Raw genomic sequence first — 18,466 nt, 5'->3', positions numbered from 1 at the left:
ATTGGAGAAGGGTAGGCCGATGGGGGACCGCGAGGCAAAGGCCGCGTTGTTCGAGCAGTTCGCGCGGGTGGGCAAGGCGCTGGCCGGCGGCAAGCGCCTGGAGCTGCTGGACCTGCTGGCGCAGGGCGAGCGCACGGTGGAGGCGCTGGCCCGGACGGCCGGCCTGGGCCTGACCACCGCGTCGGCGCACCTCCAGACCCTCCGGCAGGCCGGCCTGGTGGCCACCCGCCGGGAAGGCACCAAGATCCACTACCGCCTGGCCGGCGCGGACGTGGCCGCGCTGTTCGCGCTGGTCAGGCAGGTTGCCAACACCCACCTCCCGGACGTCGAGGCCGCCCGCGTGGCCTACCTCGGCCCGGCTTGCGACGAGGTCACCCGGGAGGAACTGCTGGAGCGGGTGAAGTCGGGCGCGGTGACCGTGCTGGACGTGCGGCCGGCCGAGGAGTACGCCGCCGGGCACATCCCCGGTGCCGTGGGCATCCCGCTGGACGAGCTGCCCGACCGGCTGGCCGAGCTGCCCGCCGACCAGGAGGTCATCGCCTACTGCCGGGGCGCGTACTGCGTCCTGGCCCATGACGCCGTCCGTTATCTGACCGACCAGGGCCGACCCGCCCGCCGCCTGGCCGACGGCCTCTTGGAGTGGCGCTTGGCCGAGCTACCGCTCGCGGTCTGACGACCCGGGGCGGATGCTGTAGCCCCAACGCAGTTCTCCCTGGTGGAGTCATGGACGGCACTGGCGCGGTCGTGACACGGGACGGGGCGGCCTTCGAGCGCCTCGCCCGCGCCGAGCTGCCCGGCCTCTACGCGCTCGCGCGGCGGTTGTGCCGGGACGAGGCGGAGGACCTGGTGCAGGAGTGCCTGCTGCGGGCGTTCCGGGCGTTCGGCTCGCTGCGCGACCAGGACGCGGGCGGCGGGTGGCTGCGCGCGATCCTGACCAACGTGTGGCGCGACCGCGTCCGCAGCGACCAGCGCTCCGCCCGTGAGACGCCCATCGGCGACATGGCGGACTTCTCGCTGTACCGGACGCTGGTCGACGAGGACCCGTTCCCCTACAGCGACTCCCTGCACCTGGACTTCCTCGCCACCTTCGACGCCGACGACGTCCACGCCGTGCTGGACCGGCTCCCCGACCGCTACCGCGCCCCGCTGGTCCTGCGGTACGTGGACGGTGTCCCGACCAAGACCATCGCCCGCCTGCTCGGCCTGCCGCTGGGCACCGTCCTGGCGCAACTGCACCGCGGCCGGAAGCTGTTCGAGCACGAGTTGTGGGTGTACGCGGCGGAGAGGGGGCACGTGTGACCACCACCAATTGCCGCGAGGCGGTCCGGGAGCTGTGGCGGTTCCTGGACGGCGAACTGCCCCCCGACGAGCGGCTCGGCGTCGAGGAGCACTTGGAGCGGTGCGTGCGCTGTTGCGGCGAGTTGGAGTTCGCCCAGGCCCTGCGTGGGGTGCTGGCCGCTCAGCGCGCCGAACCGATGCCCGCGGACGTGCGGGCCAGGCTCGAACAGTTCATCGACGACTTGGAGTGACCGACTTGGAGTGACCGACTTGGAGTGACCGACTTGGAGTGTCCATGACCCGCGACCTCATGCACCAGGACGACATCCTCGCCGCCGTCCGACGCGCTTACCGCGCCATCCCGGCCGGGGCCGGGCGGGCGATGGCCGGGCGGCTCTACCAGTCCCTCGCCGATGTCCCGGACGCGGCCGTGGAGTGGTCGCTGGGCGTGGGGGACCCGGTCCGGCACGCGGGGCTGCGGCCCGGCGAGCGGGTGCTGGACGTGGGCTGCGGCGGCGGCATCGACACGGTCCTGGCGGCGCGAGAGGTGGGTGCGGAGGGGCACGTGACCGGGCTGGACATGCTGCCGGAGATGTGCGACCGGGCGCGGGCCGCGGTCGACGAGGCCGGGGTCGGTGGGTGGTGCTCGTTCACCACCGGCCGGATGGAGGCCATCCCGTTGCCGGACGCGTCGGTGGACGTGGTGGTCTCCAACGGCGTCCTGAACCTCTCGCCGCGCAAGAGCCGCGCGTTGGCGGAGATCTTCCGGGTGCTGCGGCCGGGCGGGCGGATGTGCGTGGCGGACCTGACCGTCGAGGAGGACCTGCCGCCGGAGGTGCTGACCAGCGACAGCGCGTGGGCGGGTTGCATCTCGGGCGCGCTGAGCGAGCGGGTGTTCACCCACAAGCTGGAGAAGGTGGGGTTCGCTTCGATCGAGATCTCCGAGCGCATGGCGTTCGGCATCGACGACGTGGCGCTCTACCCGCTGTTCGACGCCGACGTGCTGGACCTGATGCGCCGGACGATCCCGGCCGAGCGGCAGCACGACGTGTGCGCCGGCGTGATCGTCCGCGCCCGCAAGCCTTCCTGACGTCGGCGGGCCTGTTTTATTGCGTTCCGCAATGCCTTCCGGCGCGGTCGCGTCCTCTTGGGTGGAAGTTCCCGCTGGGAGGAGGACGTCATGGTGTCCACGTTGGACGTCGCGGACCTGGAGCGCCGGGTCAAGGAGGTCTACCGGGCGGTCGCCGAACGGCCGCACGAGCGCTACCACTTCGAGGTGGGGCGCGGGCTGGCCCAGCGCCTGGGCTACCCGCCCGACCTGCTCTCCCACGTGCCCGCCGAGGCGTTGGAGTCCTTCGCGGGTGTCGGCTACTGCCTCGACCTGGCCCGGCCGGTTCCGGGTGAACGCGTGCTGGACCTGGGCAGCGGGTCGGGCACCGATGTCTTCGCCGCCGCCCACCTGGTCGGGCCGACCGGGCGGGTGATCGGGGTCGACATGAGCGAGGAGCAGTTGGCCAAGGCTCGGCGGCTGCGCACGGCGGCCAACGTCCAGTTCCTGGCCGGGCACATCGAGGACCCGCCGGTCCCGCCGGGGACGATCGACCTGATCCTGTCCAACGGCGTCATCAACCTCTCGGCGGACAAGGCGGCGGTGTTCCGCGCCGCCGCGGCGGTTCTTGTGGCCGGCGGGCGGCTCGCGATCTGCGACATCGTGGCCCAGCACCCCTTGGCGGAGCACATCGTGTGCGACGCGTCGCTGTGGGCGGCCTGCGTCGGCGGCGCGGCCCAGGTCGACGAGTACCGGGCGTTGATCGAGGACGCGGGCCTGCGGATCGTCGCCGAACGCGACAACCCCGGGTACGCGTTCCGCTCCGGCTCCGCACGGGCCGCGACGGTCACCTACGGCATCAAGAGCACCAGTTTCCTCGCGGTCAAGCCGCGGTGATGTGAAGGAGTTGTGTTGTGACTACGTCTGTTCGGCCGTCCACCGGGCGTGCGTTGCACGTCGGTGGCAGCCTCATGGCCCTCGCCGGCGTGGCGTTCATCGGCTACGCGGTGATCTTCTTCGTCCGCAACTTCAGCGGGGCGTTCCTCGAACTGGGCATCGGACCGGCCGAGGCCGGGGCGACTCGGGAGCAGGTTGAGGCGTTCAGTCCTGAGCTGTACGAGTACATCTCGCACTTGCACGTCGCTTTGTCCGGGTTCATCGCGGCTGCCGGGCTGGCGACGGCGGCACTGGCGTGGTTCGGGGTCAGGCAGGGGGTGCGGTGGGCGTTCATCGCGGCGGTCGCCACGCCGGTGCTGGCGTTGGCTGTTGCCTTGCCCTCGCACTACCCGTACGACTTGGACACGTTGGGGCACCTCGGGTTGATCTACTTGGCGACGGCGGTGTTCGTGGTCGGTGTGGTGATCGCGTTGCCGGCGGTGCTGCGGCCGACTCGCGCTTGAGCCGGCAGGGTTGGCGGTTTCGCTTGTTTTCTCGCCTTTGGGGGGTGCGGCTGTTCTTCTCGCGTTGGGCGTTCCGCCCACCCACCCCTCCCAGGCCCCCTCACACAAGCCCCAACTGCACCCGCCTTCGGCGGGCCGCCTGCGGCGGCCGGCACGGCCCGGCTCCGCCGGGCCGTGCGACCCGAGCGCGCAGCGCTCGGGTCTGCGCGCGAAGCGCGCTCGGCGCGCCCTGCGCGCCTGGCTTGTGCCAGGGGGCATGGGAGGGGGTGGGTGGGCGGAACGCCCAACGCGCCTGTACCCACGTTGGGCGGAACGCCCGACGTGCCTCAGCCCCGGTCACGACGGCGCACGGACCCGCCGCCCGCTATGTCACCACTCGGCCATGATCGGCGTGTCCGGCTCGTGGTCGCGCCAAGCCCGCGTGATCCGGTTGAGCCGTGGCGGGGCGGCGATGCCTCGGACCGCCGCGATCCTGCTGCCGGCCAGCTCAAAGGTCACCACGCCGACGACCCGGTCGTCGACCACAAAAACCACCGCCGGCGATCCATTGACAGACGCGTAGTGGACCACAGCCGTCCCACCGGCCAGTCGGCGCTTCGCCGGGCTGGGCGCGAACCCGGCTCGGGCGATCGTCGCGATCTGCTGCGCCGTGTTGTACCGCAGCAGCGCCTTGGTCAGGCCAGCACCGTCCGACACCGCCGTGGCGTCGTCGGTGAGCAGGGCCACCAGCCGCTCCGTTCGGCCGGAGGTGGCGGCTGCCAGGAACTCCTCGACGATCCTCCGAGCGGTGGCCGGGTCGACATCACTGCCCCGGCCGCGTGCCGCAGCGATGCGGCGGCGGGCACGGTGGAGGTGTTGCTGGCTGGCGGACTCGGTGATGTCCAGGATCTCGGCGATCTCCGCGTGGCTGTGGGAAAACGCTTCCCGCAGCACGTACACCGCCCGCTCGAACGGTGACAGGTGTTCCATCAGCATCAGCACGGCCAGGGACACCGACTCCCGCTGCTCGACGGTCTCCGCCGGGCCGAGCATCGGGTCGCCGTCGAGCAGCGGTTCGGGCAGCCAGGCGCCGGCGGTGCGTTCGCGGCGGGCCTGCGCGGAGCGGAGGCGGTCCAGGCACAGGTTGGTGACGACCTTCGTCAGCCAGGCCTCCGGCACCCTGATCAGGCTCCGGTCGGCGGCCTGCCAGTGCAGGAACGCGTCCTGCACCGCGTCCTCGGCGTCGGTCGCGGAACCCAGCAGCCGGTAGGCCAACGAGGCCAACCGCCCGCGGCCGGCCTCGAAGGTCCCGATGTCGAAGTGCTCGCCCACGGGCCAGACCCTAGACGCGCGCGGTCGGGCGCACGGTCACCTGCCGCCTGCGCTGGGGCACGCCGAACGTCGGGTGCGAGGTCGCCCACAACGACAACTTGAGCACGGTTTCCTTGAGCCATGCGATCTTCCGGCCGCCGGAGTGCTTCGGCCGAGCGCGGCCCCGGTCGTCGACGCCCTGGAGGATCGCGTCCCGCCGGCCGAGGCTGATGTGGTTGTAGGTGTGGGCCAGCGTGGAGTGCGGGACCTCGCGCCCGGTCAGGCGTCCCATGATCGCCTCGACGGCCTGTCGACCGGTGTACCCCGCCGACGCGCACGACATCGGCAGCGGCAAGCCGTTGTCCCCGATGGCGTGGGCGCTGTCGCCGACGGCGTAGACGTCCGGGTGCGAGACCGACCGCATGGTGCGGTCGACGACGATCCGACCGTCCTCGGTGACCTCCAGCCCGGCCGCCGCGGCGACGGGGCCGACGGTGAACCCGGCCGTCCACACGGTCGCATCGGACGCCAGGACCGTCCCGTCCGCGCGCCGCACCCGCGTGGCCTCGACGGTCTCCACCTCGGCGTTCTCCAGCACGGTGATGCCCAACCGGTCGCAGGCCGCACGCAGGTGCGCACGGGCGCCGACCGACAGCCGTGCACCCAGCTCACCCCGGGCGACCAGCGTCACCTCCAGCCCCGGCCGCGACTCGGCGATCTCGGTCGCGCTCTCGATGCCGGTCAACCCGTCCCCGACCACCACCACCCGTCCACCCGCGCCCAAGCTGTCCAGCCGCGCACGCAACCGCGCCGCCGAGGGCCGTGCGGACACGTCGAACGCGTGCTCCGCCACCCCGGGCACACCACGGTCGTCACCGTGACTGCCCAGCGCGTACAACAGCGTGTCGTAGGCCAGCTCACCACCTCCGTCCCCGTCCGCCACCGCGACCACCCGCCGCTCGGGGTCGACCGCGGTCACCCGGGCGACCCGCAGCCGGACGTGGGTGCCCGCGAACACGTCCACGAGCTTCGGCGCGGCGATGTCCTGCCCGGCCGCGAACTGGTGCAACCGCAGCCGCTGGACGAAGTCGGGCACGGCGTTGACCACGGTGATCTCGGCGTCCCGCGCGGACAACCGGCGGGCCAGGATGCCGGCGACGTAAGCCCCGGCGTACCCGGCGCCGAGGACGACGATGCGGTGCTTCATGAGTTCACTCCTGTCGGTTGGCGTGCTGCTTGAGCGGCACAGCCCGCCAATCCCTGACAGGAGCGGCACGTGTGCTGAGTCACACAACGATCGGTGATCGCGCGAACGCACTCCGCGTTGTACCGCGGCGATGCAGGCGGTGCCTACGGTCCCACCTCGGCATTCACGGGGACAGGGGAGGACGCCGTGCGCACACGTTCTGGCAGACCATCGCGAAGAAACCCGCTCGCCGTGCGGAGTCGGCTGTCCGTCGCCGCCGCTCTAATCCTGTCCCTGCTGGGCCCGGTGCCCGGCGCGGACGCCGCCCCGACTGCCGCGGGGAACGCGGTGATGGCGATGAACGCCGCCCGCGCGCACCGCGTCCCCGTCGAGGACCTCTCGGCCCGGACCGAGAGGTCCCGGGTGTTCGCCAACCCGACCGGCACGTGGACGATGGAGTCCTACGCGACACCCCGGTGGGTCCGTCGTGACGGATCCTGGGTGGACGTCGACACCACGCTGGTCCGGCGCGGCGACGGGTCGCCCGCCCCCGAGGCGAGCGCCGCGGACGTCCGCTTCTCCGCCGGCGGCACCGGCCCGATGGTCACCTTGAACCAAGCCGGGCACACCTTCACCCTGTCCTGGCCGGGCTCCCTGCCGACACCGGTCCTCAACGGCTCCTCGGCGACGTACCCGGAGGTCGTGCCCGGAGTCGATCTGGTGCTCCGCGCCACCCGCCAAGGGTTCTCGCACGTCCTCGTGGTCAAGTCCCGGCAGGCGGCGGCCAACCCGTTGGTGCGCAACCCGCGGTTCAAGGTCGGCGGGGACGTCACGATGTCCGGCACGCCCAAGGGCGGGCTGCGGGTGACCTCGGGCTCGGCGGTCGTGGCCGTCGCGGGCGAAGCGATGATGTGGGACTCCAGCACGACGGCGACGACGGCAGCAGAAACCGCCGCGTCCGCCTCGACGGCAGCCGCCCCGGCGGCGGGTGCGCGTCACGCGGCGATCCCCGCGAAAGCCGCCGGCGCGGAACTCACCCTGACCCCCGACACCGGCCTGCTCGACGACCCGGCCGCGAAGTTCCCGATCTACATCGACCCCGAGTTCGCCACCGGTCCGCAGGGCTGGGCCTACGCCACCTCCAACAACACCACCTCGCCGACCTCCGACAACGACGTCGACGTCGGCGACACGCCCGGCGTGAACCTCAGGGTCGGCCGCGACCAGGAGACCGGCAAGCTGGTCCGCAGCTTCCTGGAGTTCCCGATGGCCGCCAACGGCCACGACCTGCGCGGCAAGCACGTCCTGTCGGCCGGGTTCGCCGGCTGGGTCGACCACACCACCCAGTGCGGCTACGGCACGCCCACCTACTTCTACCGGACCGCCCCCATCACCGCGTGGCCCCGCCAGTCATGGCCCGGCCCGCAGCTGCAGGTGGCGATCGGCGACTTCTGGTCGCACGCCAACGAGTTGTCCTGCAACGAGGGCAACGCCTACCTCGAAATCATCGACAACGCGCTGCTCGCGGACCTGAAGGTCGCCGCGAAAGACCATTGGGACACCTACAACATCGGCATGGCCGCGATCGACCCCGGCGGCGCGGGCGAGAGCACGAGCAACCGGTGGAAGCGCTACTTCCTCGACGACTTCCGGCTGACCGCCACCTACAACAGCATCCCGAACGCGCCCACCGACCCGAAGACCGACGGCCGGGCCTGCGCAACGGGATCGAACCGGCCCGTCCTGGGCACCGCGACACCCACGCTCAGCGCGCTGGTGACCGACCCGGACCCGGAGACCGACATGACCCTCCAGGTCGACTGGCACGCCGTCCGCCCGGACGGCAGCCGGGTCGACCCGAAGCTGGGCACGGCGACACAGGGTTCGCTCGCGAGCGGCACCCGTGGCCAGGTCACACTGCCGGCGCTGGCCCAAGGCACGTACACCTGGCGGACCGACGCCCACGACGGCACGGATTCCGCCCCCGACAACAACGTCTGGTGCGAGTTCACCGTCGACACCGTGGCGCCCAACGTGCCCGGCGTGTCGTCCCCGGTCTACAAGGAGGACGGCAACTTCCACGGGTCGATCGGGCACACGGCCGACTTCACGTTCAGCGCCAACAGTTCCACGGACGTGAAGAAGTACCTGTACGGCTGGGAGACCCCGCCGACCACGGAAGTGGCCGCGCCGAGCCCGGGCGCGAGCGTGACCATCCCGCTGACCCCGCCGCCGGTGCCCGGATCGGCCGACCCGACGCGCGGCGGCCTGCTCACCCTCTACGTGCGCAGCGCCGACCAGGCCGAGAACCGCAGTCCGATCAGGGCTTACGCGTTCAGCATCGGGTCGGCGTCCGGTCCGGTGGGGGAGTGGCCGTTGAACGAGACGTCCGGCACCACCCTGTACGACACCTCCGGGTACGAGCACCACGCGACGTTGTCCGGCGGCACCCTCGCGACCCCGGGTCCCCGGCCCGGTGAGACGGCGGTGTCGTTCGACGGGATCGACGACCACGCCGCCACATCCGCCGCGGACGGCCGCGTGGTGGACACCGCCAACAGCTTCACCGTCGCGGCCTGGGTGAAGGTGACCGATCCCGCCCGGCCCGTGCAGACCGCGGTCACCCAGCTCGGCGTGCACAACTGTGCGTTCTACCTGCAAAAAGCCGACAACACCTGGGCGTTCTCCTTGCAGCCGCTGGACACCACGTCACCGACCGGCTTGCGGGTCCGGTCGTCGTCGGCGCCGCAAGCGGGGGTGTGGACGCATCTGACCGGTGTCTACGACCGGGGTCGGAAGTCGGTGCAGATCTTCGTCAACGGAGCGCCGGCGGGGTCGTTGGCCTGGAGCGGCCGCCCGTTCGCCGCGAACGGTCCACTGTGGATCGGTCAGGCGCGCTGGATCGACCAGACGGTGGACCGGTTCGCCGGGGCCGTCGCGGGTGTCCGGGTGTGGGACCGGGTCCTGCACCCCAGCGAGATCACCCGACTGGCAACCCGCTGACAAGCCCAGGGGGAGACGACATGATCACACGCCGATGGTTGTCTATAGCGCTCGTTCCGCTGCTCACCGCGCCGATGGTCGTCGGGGTCCGGACGGCGTCCGCCGCCGAGCCGGAACGCTTGCGACCGCAGACCGACCGGGCCGTGCCGGGGCGGATCTCGCCGCCGGTCTTCGACGTCGTGGCCGAGACCGGAAAGCCGTACCAGGGCAAGTCTCCGGCGTGGCCCGCGGCGGGGGAGGCGGTCGTCGACCTGGCGGCCGGGACACCGTCGCGCGCCGGCGGCCTGCCGGTCACCGTGGACCGCGGCCGGGGCGTGGACGGCGCCGCCGTCACGGGTGCCGCGGCGCCGGGGAAGGTGCGGGTCCGGGTGCTGGACCAGGACGCCGCTCGCGCCGCCGGTGTGCGCGGACTGGTCCTGAAGGTCGGCCGGGCGGACGGGGTGGCGGCGGCCGGGCACGCCCGCGTCACCGTCGACTACTCGGCCTTCCGGGACGCCTACGGCGCGGACTGGGCGTCCCGGCTCCGACTCGTCTGCGTGGACGCCCCTTGCGAGGCCCGGCCGGTCCCCGGCAACCTCGCCGCCGGGTCCGTGACGGCCGACGTCGAGCTGAAGGGCGAGCGGACGTTGGCCCTGACCGCCGCGCCGTCCGGGCCCGCGGGGGACTACGCGGCGACCTCGCTGCAACCCTCGGCGACGTGGACCGCGGGCGGGTCTTCGGGCGACTTCACGTGGAACTACCCGGTGCGGGTGCCGCCCGCGGTCGGCGGTGCCGCGCCGGGCGTCGCGTTCGCGTACTCGGCCCAGTCGGTGGACGGGCGGATGGCCGCGTCCAACAACCAGCCCTCGTGGCTGGGCGAGGGGTTCGACTGGTCACCGGGGTTCGTGGAGCGCAAGTACAAGCCGTGCGCCGAGGACATGGCCGGCGGCAACAACTCCACCGCGACCGGCGACCAGTGCTGGGTCACCGACAACGCGACCGTGTCGTTCAACGGTCGCGGCGGGGAACTGATCCACGAGGACGGCAAGGGCTGGCGGCTGCGCGGCGACGACGGTTCGCGGGTCGAGCACCGCACCGGCAGCCCCAACGGCGACGAGAACGGCGAGCACTGGGTGGTCACCACCACTGACGGAACCCAGTACTGGTTCGGCCGCAACCGGTTGCCCGGCTGGACCGACGGCCGCGACGAGACCAACAGCGCGCAGGTCGCGACGGTGTTCGGCAACCACCCCGGCGAGCCGTGCCACCTGCCGTCGTTCAACGCGGCGCACTGCGACCAGGCCTACCGGTGGAACCTCGACCACGTCGTCGACCCGAACGGCAACACCACGTCGTACTGGTACGCCAAGGAATCCAACAAGTACGCGCGCAACAACAACCCGAACGACCTGGTGGCCTACGACCGGTCCGCGCACCTGACCCGGATCGACTACGGGACCCGTGCGGACACCGCGTTCGGCACGGTGCCCGCGCAGGTCGTCTTCACCACCGAGGACCGGTGCCTGGCCAACTGCGGCGTGAAGGACCGCACCACGTGGCCGGACGTCCCGTTCGACCAGGAGTGCACCACGGCCCCCTGCACGGTCGGCTCCCCGACGTTCTGGAGCACCAAGCGGCTCGGCAAGGTCACCACGCGGATCTGGGACGCCGGCGCCGCGCGGCACACCGACGTGGAGTCGTGGACGCTCACCCACTCCTTCCCCGACCCCGGCGACGGCACCCGCGCCGGCCTGTGGCTGCAGAAGATCGCGCACACCGGCCACGTCGGCGGTGACCAGTCCGTGCCGGACGTGACGTTCACCGGCGTCCAGATGCCCAACCGGGTCGACACCGCCGACCACGCGCCGGCGATGAACTGGTGGCGCGTGGCGCACATCGACACCGAGACCGGCGGCAAGGTCGCGGTCACCTACTCCGGCCCGGACTGCGTGGCCGGCACCCGCGTGCCGACCGCGCCGGAGACCAACACCCTGCTGTGCTACCCGGTCCGCTGGACCCCGCAGGGGCAGAGCGGTCCGGTCACCGACCACTTCCACAAGTACGTGGTCAAGGAGGTCACCGAGTCCGACCTGACCGGCCACGCGCCACGCGCGATCACCGGCTACCGCTACCTCGGCGATCCGGCGTGGCACTACACCGACGACGACGGGTTGGTGAAGGCCGAGCACAAGACGTGGTCGGTGTGGCGGGGTTACGGCGGAGTCCGGACCACGAGGGGCGATCCGGGCGAGCAGACCGTCACCGAGACCCACTACTTCCGCGGGATGCACGGCGACAAGCTCCCGTCCGGCACCCGCTCGGTGACGGTTCCCGCCGCGGGCGCGGCGCCGGCGGTTGCCGACGAGGACGCGTTCGCCGGCATGGCCCGGCAGACGATCACGTTCAACGGCACGGCCGAGGTGGCCGCCGAGGCGTTCGAGCCGTGGCAGTCCGCGCCCACCGCCAGTCGGACCCGCAACGACACCACCGTGCACGCCCGGTTCACCGGCACCCTGGCCACCCACACCCGCACCGCCCTCGACGGCGGCCGGCCGGCCCGGACCACCGTGAGCCGCAGCAGCTTCGACGCCCACGGGATGGTCACCCAGGTCGACGACGCCGGCGACACCGCCGTGACCGGCGACGAGAAGTGCGTCCGCACCACGTACGAGCCCCGCAACACCACGGCGTGGCTGATGTCGTACGCGCACCGCGTGGAGACCACGGCGTTGCGCTGCGGCACCAACCCCACGACCGAGAAGGAGGTGGTGGGCGACGAGAAGACCTCCTACGACCACCAACCTTTCGGCACCGCACCCACTGCGGGTCGGGCCACCCAGGTCGAGCAGTTGAAGAGTTGGACGGCGTCCGCGCGCACTTACGTGGTGACGTCGAGATCCAGTTATGACGCGCACGGCCGCGTCAAGGAGGCTTGGGACGTCAAGGGGAACAGGTCTCGCATCACCTACACGCCCGAGGTCGGCGGGCCGACCACCTCGACGACCTCGTACAACGCCTTGGACTGGCCGACGACCACGACCCTGGCACCGGCGTGGGGGTCGCCGACCAAGGTCGTGGACGCGAACGGCCGGACCACCGAGCTGGCGTACGACCCGTTGGGGCGGCTGAAGGAGGTGTGGCTGCCGGGCCGGGCCAAGCCCGCCACGCCGTCGATGCGCTACGAGTACGAGGTCCGCAGGAACCTGCCGGTCGCGGTCACCACGTTCCGGCTCAACTCCGCCGGTGGTTACACCAGCTTCCACACCCTCTACGACGGGTTGCTGCGGCACCGCCAGACCCAGTCGCCGGAAGCGGGTACCGGGGGTGGGCGGATCGTGGTGGACACGTTCTACGACACGGCGGGTCGGGCGTGGAAGGCCAACAGCCCGTACCTCGCCAACGGTGCCCCGGGCAAGGAGCTGTTCCTGCCCGAGGGCGACAACGTCATCCCCGCGCAGGCCCGCCGGCAGTTCGACGGGGCGGGCCGGGAGACCGCGTCGAGCCACCACCAGCTGGGTGTCGAGAAGTGGCGGACCACGACCGGGTACGGCGGCGACCGGGTCGACGTCACCCCGCCGGTTGGCGGCACCGCGACCTCGACCATCACCAACGCTTCGGGCCGGACGACCGCGTTGCGCCAGTACCACGGGCCGACACCGTCAGGAACCTTCGACGCCACCACGTACAGCTACACCCGCAAGGGTGAACTGGAGACCATCACCGACCCGGCCGGCAACCGCTGGACTTACGACTACGACCTGCGCGGACGCAAGCGGACCGTCTCCGACCCGGACAAGGGGACGACCGCCCACGCCCACAACGACGCGGGCGAGCTGGTGTCGGTGACCGACGCCGACAACAAGACGCTCACGTTCTCCTACGACGCGCTCGGCCGCAGGACCGGTGTGCTCGCCGGTTCGGTCCTGCGGAGCGAGTGGATCTACGACACCGTGGTCAAGGGCCACCTCACCCGGTCGACCAGGATCGAGGGCACGAACCGCTACACCCGCGAGATCACCGGGTACACCGCCGACTACAAGCCAACCGGCGTCACCTACACGATCCCCGTCGCCGAGACCGGCCTAGCCGGCACCTACGCCTACAGCCACAGCTACACAGCCGGCGGCCTGGCAGAGACGACAACCCTGCCCGACCTCGACGGCGACGGCGGCCTACCCGCCGAGACCCTGACGTCCCGCTACACCGACCTGGACAAGCCGCACACCCTGTCCACGTCCATCGACGCCACGACGTACGTGGACCTGACCGCCTACACCCGCTTGGGCGAGTTGGCCGTGCTGGGTCGGCGCAACAACGGTGGCCGGGTCATGGACACCGGTCTGTACTACGAGGAGGGCACGCGCCGGGTGACGCGGATGCTCACGGTGAAGGAGGTCGCCCCGTCGGCTGTCCTCGACATCAACCTGGGCTACGACAACGCCGGCAACGTGGTCCGCATCGCCGACACGCCGGCAGGCGGCGCCGCGGACATCCAATGCTTCCGCCACGACAACCTCCGCAGGCTCAAGGAGGCATGGACCCCTCTGAACGGCGAATGCGGTCCCAACCCGTCGACCGGCGCTCTGGGCGGTGCCGCGAAGTACTGGCACAGCTGGGAGTTCGACAAGGTGGGCAACCGCACGAAACTGGTCGACCACGCGACAGCTTCCGGCCAGTCCACCACCACCTACACCCACCCCACCCCCGGCAACCCGCAACCACACACCCTGCGCGCCACCAGCACGACCGACTCAACCGGCACCCGAACCGCCACCTACACCTACGACAACCTGGGCAACACCAAAACCCGCCCCTCGCCGGCCGGAACCCAAACCCTCAACTGGGACATCGAAGGCCACCTGTCCACCAGCACCGACACCACAGGCACCACCCAGTACATCTACGACGCCGACGGCAACCGCCTGATCCGCCGCGACCCGACCGGCAGCACCCTGTACCTGCCCGACCAGGAACTGCGCCACACCAAGAGCTCCGGCACCAAGACCACCACCCGCCACTACACCCACGCCGGCCACCCCGTCGCCACCCGAACCGCCTCCGGCCTCCGCTGGCTGGCCACCGACCACCAGGGCACCGCACTGACCACGGTCCACTCGAACTCGCAAACGGTCGCCCAACGCCGCCAAACCCCCTACGGAACCCTCCGTGAAACGACGGGCGTCTGGCCGTCCACAATGGACAAGGGCTTCGTCGGCGGCACCAACGACAACACCGGCCTGACCCACCTGGGCGCCCGCGAATACGACCCGTCAACGGGTAGGTTCATCAGCCTCGACCCGATCATGAACCTCGGCGATCCGCAGCAACTGCACGGGTACGCCTACAGCCACAACAACCCGGTGACCAGCAGCGACCCGTCCGGTCTCATCGACTGCGGCAACGATGACTGCACGCTGAGCGCGCGGCCGACCTTCGACGGCGAAGGAAAGGCGGTCCACGACGCCAAGACCAACACCACCAGTTTCGTGAAGACCCGCAAGCGGCCGGGTGCGGCACCACCGGGAAGGCCGCCGGTGACGCCGTGCTACTTCGGGGTGCCATGTTCCACCAAGCCGACGTGGTCGCCGTCGACCGGAAGCTCGCCGGCTGCCCTGGAGGGTCAGTGGGACGACTACCAGTGGAACCTCCACCTCTACGACCAGGCCTGGCAGCGCGAGCAGCGAAGCGCCACGTGCACCCGTGAGAGCTTGGGCTTCACGTCGATCTTCTGCACCCCCTACAAGCCCCCGCAGTTCTCGATGCCCGCACCGCCCGCTCCACCCGCACCCCCGCCGCCACCGATCCATCGCTACACGGCCATCGACATCTGCTTGGACCTGTGCGCGTCGCTCGTGATCTCCACGAACCCGCACACCGGTGGGACGGCGGTGCAGATCGAGGTGGGGACCGTCGGCACGCCGGGCGTAGCGGTGACGTTCTGGGAAGCCACTGCGGCTCCGGTCGACCAGGACACGTCGGCCTCGTTCTGCGTCGCTCCCGGGTGGGGCATGTGCATCGCGGACGGGACGACCTCCGACGGGAAGTACTGGTCGGGCTACGGAACGACCATCGGCTTCGAGACGAGGATGAGTCTCAGCGGCGGGCACAGCGTCAGCTCGTGCGTGTGGGGTTGCGGGGGACCGCCGGAGATCATGACGCCGTGTTACCAGTTCCGGTGCCCTCCCTCCACAACCCGCCCGGGTGGACAGGTAGACGCCTGACGAGGTCAGCCGGACGGGCTCGGTGAGTGACCGAGCCCGTTCAGATGGGCGAGGGCTCGGCGTTCCTGGCCGCCGAGTCCGTACTTCCTGGCCAGGCCGAGGGCGCGGTCCGCGTGTGTCGCGGACCGCGCCCCGTCGCCGAGCACCTGGTGCACCGACGCCAAGCCCAGCACAGCCTCCGCCACCTGGTACTGGACGTCGATCTCCTCCGCGATCCGCAACGCCTCCCCGTGCATGGCGATCGCCGCCTCATGGTGCCCGTCGAGCAGGTGGACAGAGCCCAGGCAGTTGCGGACCTCGGCCTCTACGCGGCGGTCGCGCATGCGGTGGGCGATCGTCAGGGCCGAGTAGGCGTGGTCGGTGGCGGTGTCGAGGTGGCCGGTGTCGCGGTGGACTCGGGCCATCGCGCACAGGGTTGCGGCCTCGTGGAACGACGCGGCGGTTCGGCGGGCTACCACCAGGCCCTCTGCCAGGTGGGTGGTGGCGGTGTCGAAACGGCCGAGTTGGCGGTTGAGTTCGCCGAGGATCAGCAGGCTGTGGGCCTCCAGGCGCAACGCGCCGTGGCGGCGGGCCAGGTGCAGGGCTCGGGTGGCGTGGGACATGGCGTCGTCCAGGCGGCCGGCGAGGAGCATCGCGGTGGCGGTGTGGGCAGGGATTATCCCGTGCAGGTACGGCAGTGGGATCTGCGCGTAGAGGTCGCCGGCCCGACTCAGGTGGGCAACGGCGCGGTCGGTTTCGCCCCGGTAGGACAGCACAAGGCCGATGTGCAGCAGGGCGACCGCCTCGCCGTACGTCCAGCCGATCTCGGCACAGGCGCTCGCGGCCAGCTCCCCGATCTCCGCGCTGAGCCGGAACGCGGACGTGGAGTAGTGCGCGGAGGTCAGGCTCACCAGCGCCGCCGCCCGCCCCAACCGGTCGTCCTCGGCGCGGGCGGCGGCCAGGGCCGTCTCCGCGCTCGCGATCCACTCCACCACCAGCCGCGACTGGAGGTAGTACAACAGGAGCCGTTCGCTGAGCAGCCACGCGTAGGCCCGCGGTCCGTGCCGCTCGGCCGCGCGGATCGCTTCCGCCAGGTTGTGGTGCTCGGCGTCCAGCCACCGCTTCGCCGAAGCGGGGTCGGCCACGGCGTCCGTGCGCCGAACCGGGGCGGGGCGGAACGGGCTGGCCGGGCGGTCCGGCCAGAGCAGGTCCGCCGCGGTCGTCACCATGTCCAGGTACCACTCGAACAGCCGGGTCCGAGCAGCCGACCGTTCCTCGGCGGAGTCCTCCCGCCGGCACTGCCGCGCGGCGTACGCGCGGAGCAGGTCGTGCAGGGCGTAGCGGTCGGGGCCGCGCTTCTCCACCAGGTGCGCGCCGGTGAGCACGTCGAGCGCCGCAGCGACGTCCGACTCGCCCGCCGACGCCGCCAGCGACGCCGCCGTGAAGTCGGGCAGCGACACCAGCCCCGACAACCGGAAGATCCGCCGGACCGACTCCGGGAGCGCCCGGTACGACGAATCGAACGCAGCACCGACCGCACTGCGTTCATCGTCCTCGACCGCCAGCAACGCCAACGGATCGTGCGCACGGAGATCGGCAACGTAGGACGCGATCGAGTAGTCGGGTCGGTCGAGCAGCCGAGCGGCGGCGATGCGCAGTGCCAACGGCAGCCACGCACAGGTCGCCCCCAGTTCGGCCACCGCGTCCGGCTCGGCGGCGGCCCGCCCAGGACCGAGCAACCGGGTCAGCAGCGCGGTGCCCTCGTCCGGCTCCAGCACGTCCAGCGCGAGCCGATGAGCGCCGTCGTGCGCGACGAGTCCGGTTAATCGGTTCCGGCTGGTGACCACGACCACGCAGTTCGGGCCGCCGGGCAGCATGGGACGGACCTGTTCCGCGGTCAGGGCGTCGTCCAGCACGATGAGCAACCGGCGCCCGGCCGTCACGGACCGGAAGCGCGCGGCGGCTTCGGCGGGGTCGGTCGGTATCCGGTCCGGTGGCACGCCCAGCGTCCGCAGCAGGACCGACAACGCGTCCACGGGGAGCATCGGCGTGCCGGCGCCGTGCCCGCGCAGGTTGAGGTGCAGTTGCCCGCCGGGGAAGCGGTCCGCGACCCGGTGGCCCCAGTGCACGGCCAGCGCGCTCTTCCCCGCGCCGGCCGTGCCCGTGACGACCACCACCGTGCCGCCGGACCGCAGCAACTCCTCCAGCCGCCGCAGCGCCTCCACCCGCCCGGTGAATCCGCGCACGTCGGGCGGCAACTCGTGCGGCGTCGGCACGGCCGGGTGCGGCTCGTCGCCACGCAGGATGGCCTCGTGCAGCCGGCGAAGCTCGTGACCGGGTTCGAGGCCGAGTTCCTCCCGCAGCGACACCCGGATGCGCCGGAACGCCGTCAGCGCCTCGACCTGCCTCCCGCCGAGGTGCAACGCGCGCATCCACCGCGCGCACAACCCTTCCCGGAAGGGGTTGTCCCGCACCGGCCCGGCCAGTTCGGCCGCGACCGGGTCGGGCCGCCCGGCCGCCAGTTCCGCGTCCGCCCACCGCTCCCAGACGTCCAGCCGCAACTGCTCCAGGCCCGCCGCCTCGGCCGCCACCACCGGGCAGTCGACGAACTCCGCGAACGCCGCCCCGCGCCACAGGTCCAGCGCGGCCCGCAACGTCCGGCACGCCCGCTCGACCTCGCCGCACGCCAGCGCCGCCTCGCCCTCGGCCGCCAGCCGCCGGAACCGCGCCGCGTCCAGGTGCTCACCCACCGCAGCCACATAACCGTTGTCCCGCCGGGCAAGGAGCCCGCCGCCCAACGCGTCCCGCAGTTGCAGGACGTACTGCTGGACGTTGCGCCGGGCCGACGCCGGCGGCCGGTCTCCCCACACCGCGGCGATCAGCCCCTCGGTGGTGACCACCCGGTCGGCCCGCGCGAGCAGCACCGCCAGCACCAGTCGCGGTTTGTGCCCCGACCGGACGTAGACGGGGAGGCCGTCCCGGACGGCCTCCAACCTTCCCAACACCCGGATGTCCATCGCACCCCCCGGTAATGGCGACCGACCAGAATCCGAAGCCGGCCGCGCGCTGTCAAGGGGTGCTC

General features: G+C 71.7%; 11 protein-coding genes. 8 read left to right on the top strand and 3 right to left on the bottom strand.

The window, feature by feature from the left end; translation table 11 throughout:
* The first annotated feature begins 19 nt into the window (after nt 1-19).
* The 6 genes from RIN75_RS18085 (at nt 20) to RIN75_RS18060 (ending at nt 3,726) form a co-directional block, all read left to right on the top strand.
* Nucleotides 20-673: a metalloregulator ArsR/SmtB family transcription factor gene (locus tag RIN75_RS18085; protein ID WP_309113116.1), complete on the top strand. Its 654-nt coding sequence runs from the start codon at nt 20-22 to the stop codon at nt 671-673.
* A 50-nt stretch (nt 674-723) separates the two neighbouring features.
* A complete protein-coding gene (locus tag RIN75_RS18080) occupies nt 724-1,299 on the top strand; it encodes a sigma-70 family RNA polymerase sigma factor (protein ID WP_309113115.1) in 576 nt (191 codons plus the stop codon).
* Nucleotides 1,296-1,529 (top strand): zf-HC2 domain-containing protein, encoded by a 234-nt coding sequence (locus RIN75_RS18075; protein ID WP_309113114.1) that lies wholly within the window; start codon nt 1,296-1,298, stop codon nt 1,527-1,529. Before RIN75_RS18080 ends, RIN75_RS18075 begins: the two co-directional genes overlap by 4 nt.
* 44 nt (nt 1,530-1,573) lie before the next feature.
* Entirely contained in the window at nt 1,574-2,368 is a 795-nt protein-coding gene (locus RIN75_RS18070; protein ID WP_309113113.1) for a methyltransferase domain-containing protein, read from the top strand.
* Between the two features lie 90 nt (nt 2,369-2,458).
* Nucleotides 2,459-3,223: a methyltransferase domain-containing protein gene (locus RIN75_RS18065; protein WP_309113112.1), complete on the top strand. Its 765-nt coding sequence runs from the start codon at nt 2,459-2,461 to the stop codon at nt 3,221-3,223.
* Between the two features lie 17 nt (nt 3,224-3,240).
* Complete coding sequence (locus tag RIN75_RS18060) at nt 3,241-3,726, top strand: hypothetical protein (RefSeq protein ID WP_309113111.1); 486 nt, start codon at nt 3,241-3,243, stop codon at nt 3,724-3,726.
* A 369-nt stretch (nt 3,727-4,095) separates the two neighbouring features.
* On the opposite strand, the gene RIN75_RS18055 is transcribed toward RIN75_RS18060, so the two are convergent.
* Together RIN75_RS18055 and RIN75_RS18050 are read right to left on the bottom strand one after the other, a co-directional pair.
* Nucleotides 4,096-5,037, bottom strand: a complete 942-nt coding sequence (locus RIN75_RS18055) for a sigma-70 family RNA polymerase sigma factor (protein WP_309113110.1) — start codon at nt 5,035-5,037, stop codon at nt 4,096-4,098.
* Between the two features lie 10 nt (nt 5,038-5,047).
* Nucleotides 5,048-6,223, bottom strand: coding sequence for an FAD-dependent oxidoreductase (locus RIN75_RS18050; protein ID WP_309113109.1), 1,176 nt, complete (start codon nt 6,221-6,223; stop codon nt 5,048-5,050).
* 186 nt (nt 6,224-6,409) lie between these two features.
* Between RIN75_RS18050 and RIN75_RS18045 the strand changes: the two genes are divergently transcribed.
* Nucleotides 6,410-9,205 (top strand): LamG domain-containing protein, encoded by a 2,796-nt coding sequence (locus tag RIN75_RS18045; RefSeq protein ID WP_309113108.1) that lies wholly within the window; start codon nt 6,410-6,412, stop codon nt 9,203-9,205.
* A gap of 20 nt (nt 9,206-9,225) precedes the next feature.
* The gene (locus tag RIN75_RS18040; protein ID WP_309113107.1) at nt 9,226-15,405 is read left to right on the top strand and encodes an RHS repeat-associated core domain-containing protein; all 6,180 of its coding nucleotides are present in this window, start codon (nt 9,226-9,228) and stop codon (nt 15,403-15,405) included.
* A 5-nt stretch (nt 15,406-15,410) separates the two neighbouring features.
* Here the strand turns inward: RIN75_RS18040 and RIN75_RS18035 are convergent, their stop codons facing one another.
* Nucleotides 15,411-18,401 (bottom strand): BTAD domain-containing putative transcriptional regulator, encoded by a 2,991-nt coding sequence (locus RIN75_RS18035; RefSeq protein WP_309113106.1) that lies wholly within the window; start codon nt 18,399-18,401, stop codon nt 15,411-15,413.
* Nucleotides 18,402-18,466: the final 65 nt, after the last annotated feature.

Source organism: Saccharothrix sp. (assembly GCF_031180885.1).
In the GTDB taxonomy this organism is placed as follows: domain Bacteria; phylum Actinomycetota; class Actinomycetes; order Mycobacteriales; family Pseudonocardiaceae; genus Actinosynnema.
The sequence above is the reverse complement of the archived record's forward strand: the minus strand, read 5'-3'. Positions and strand labels throughout refer to the sequence as shown.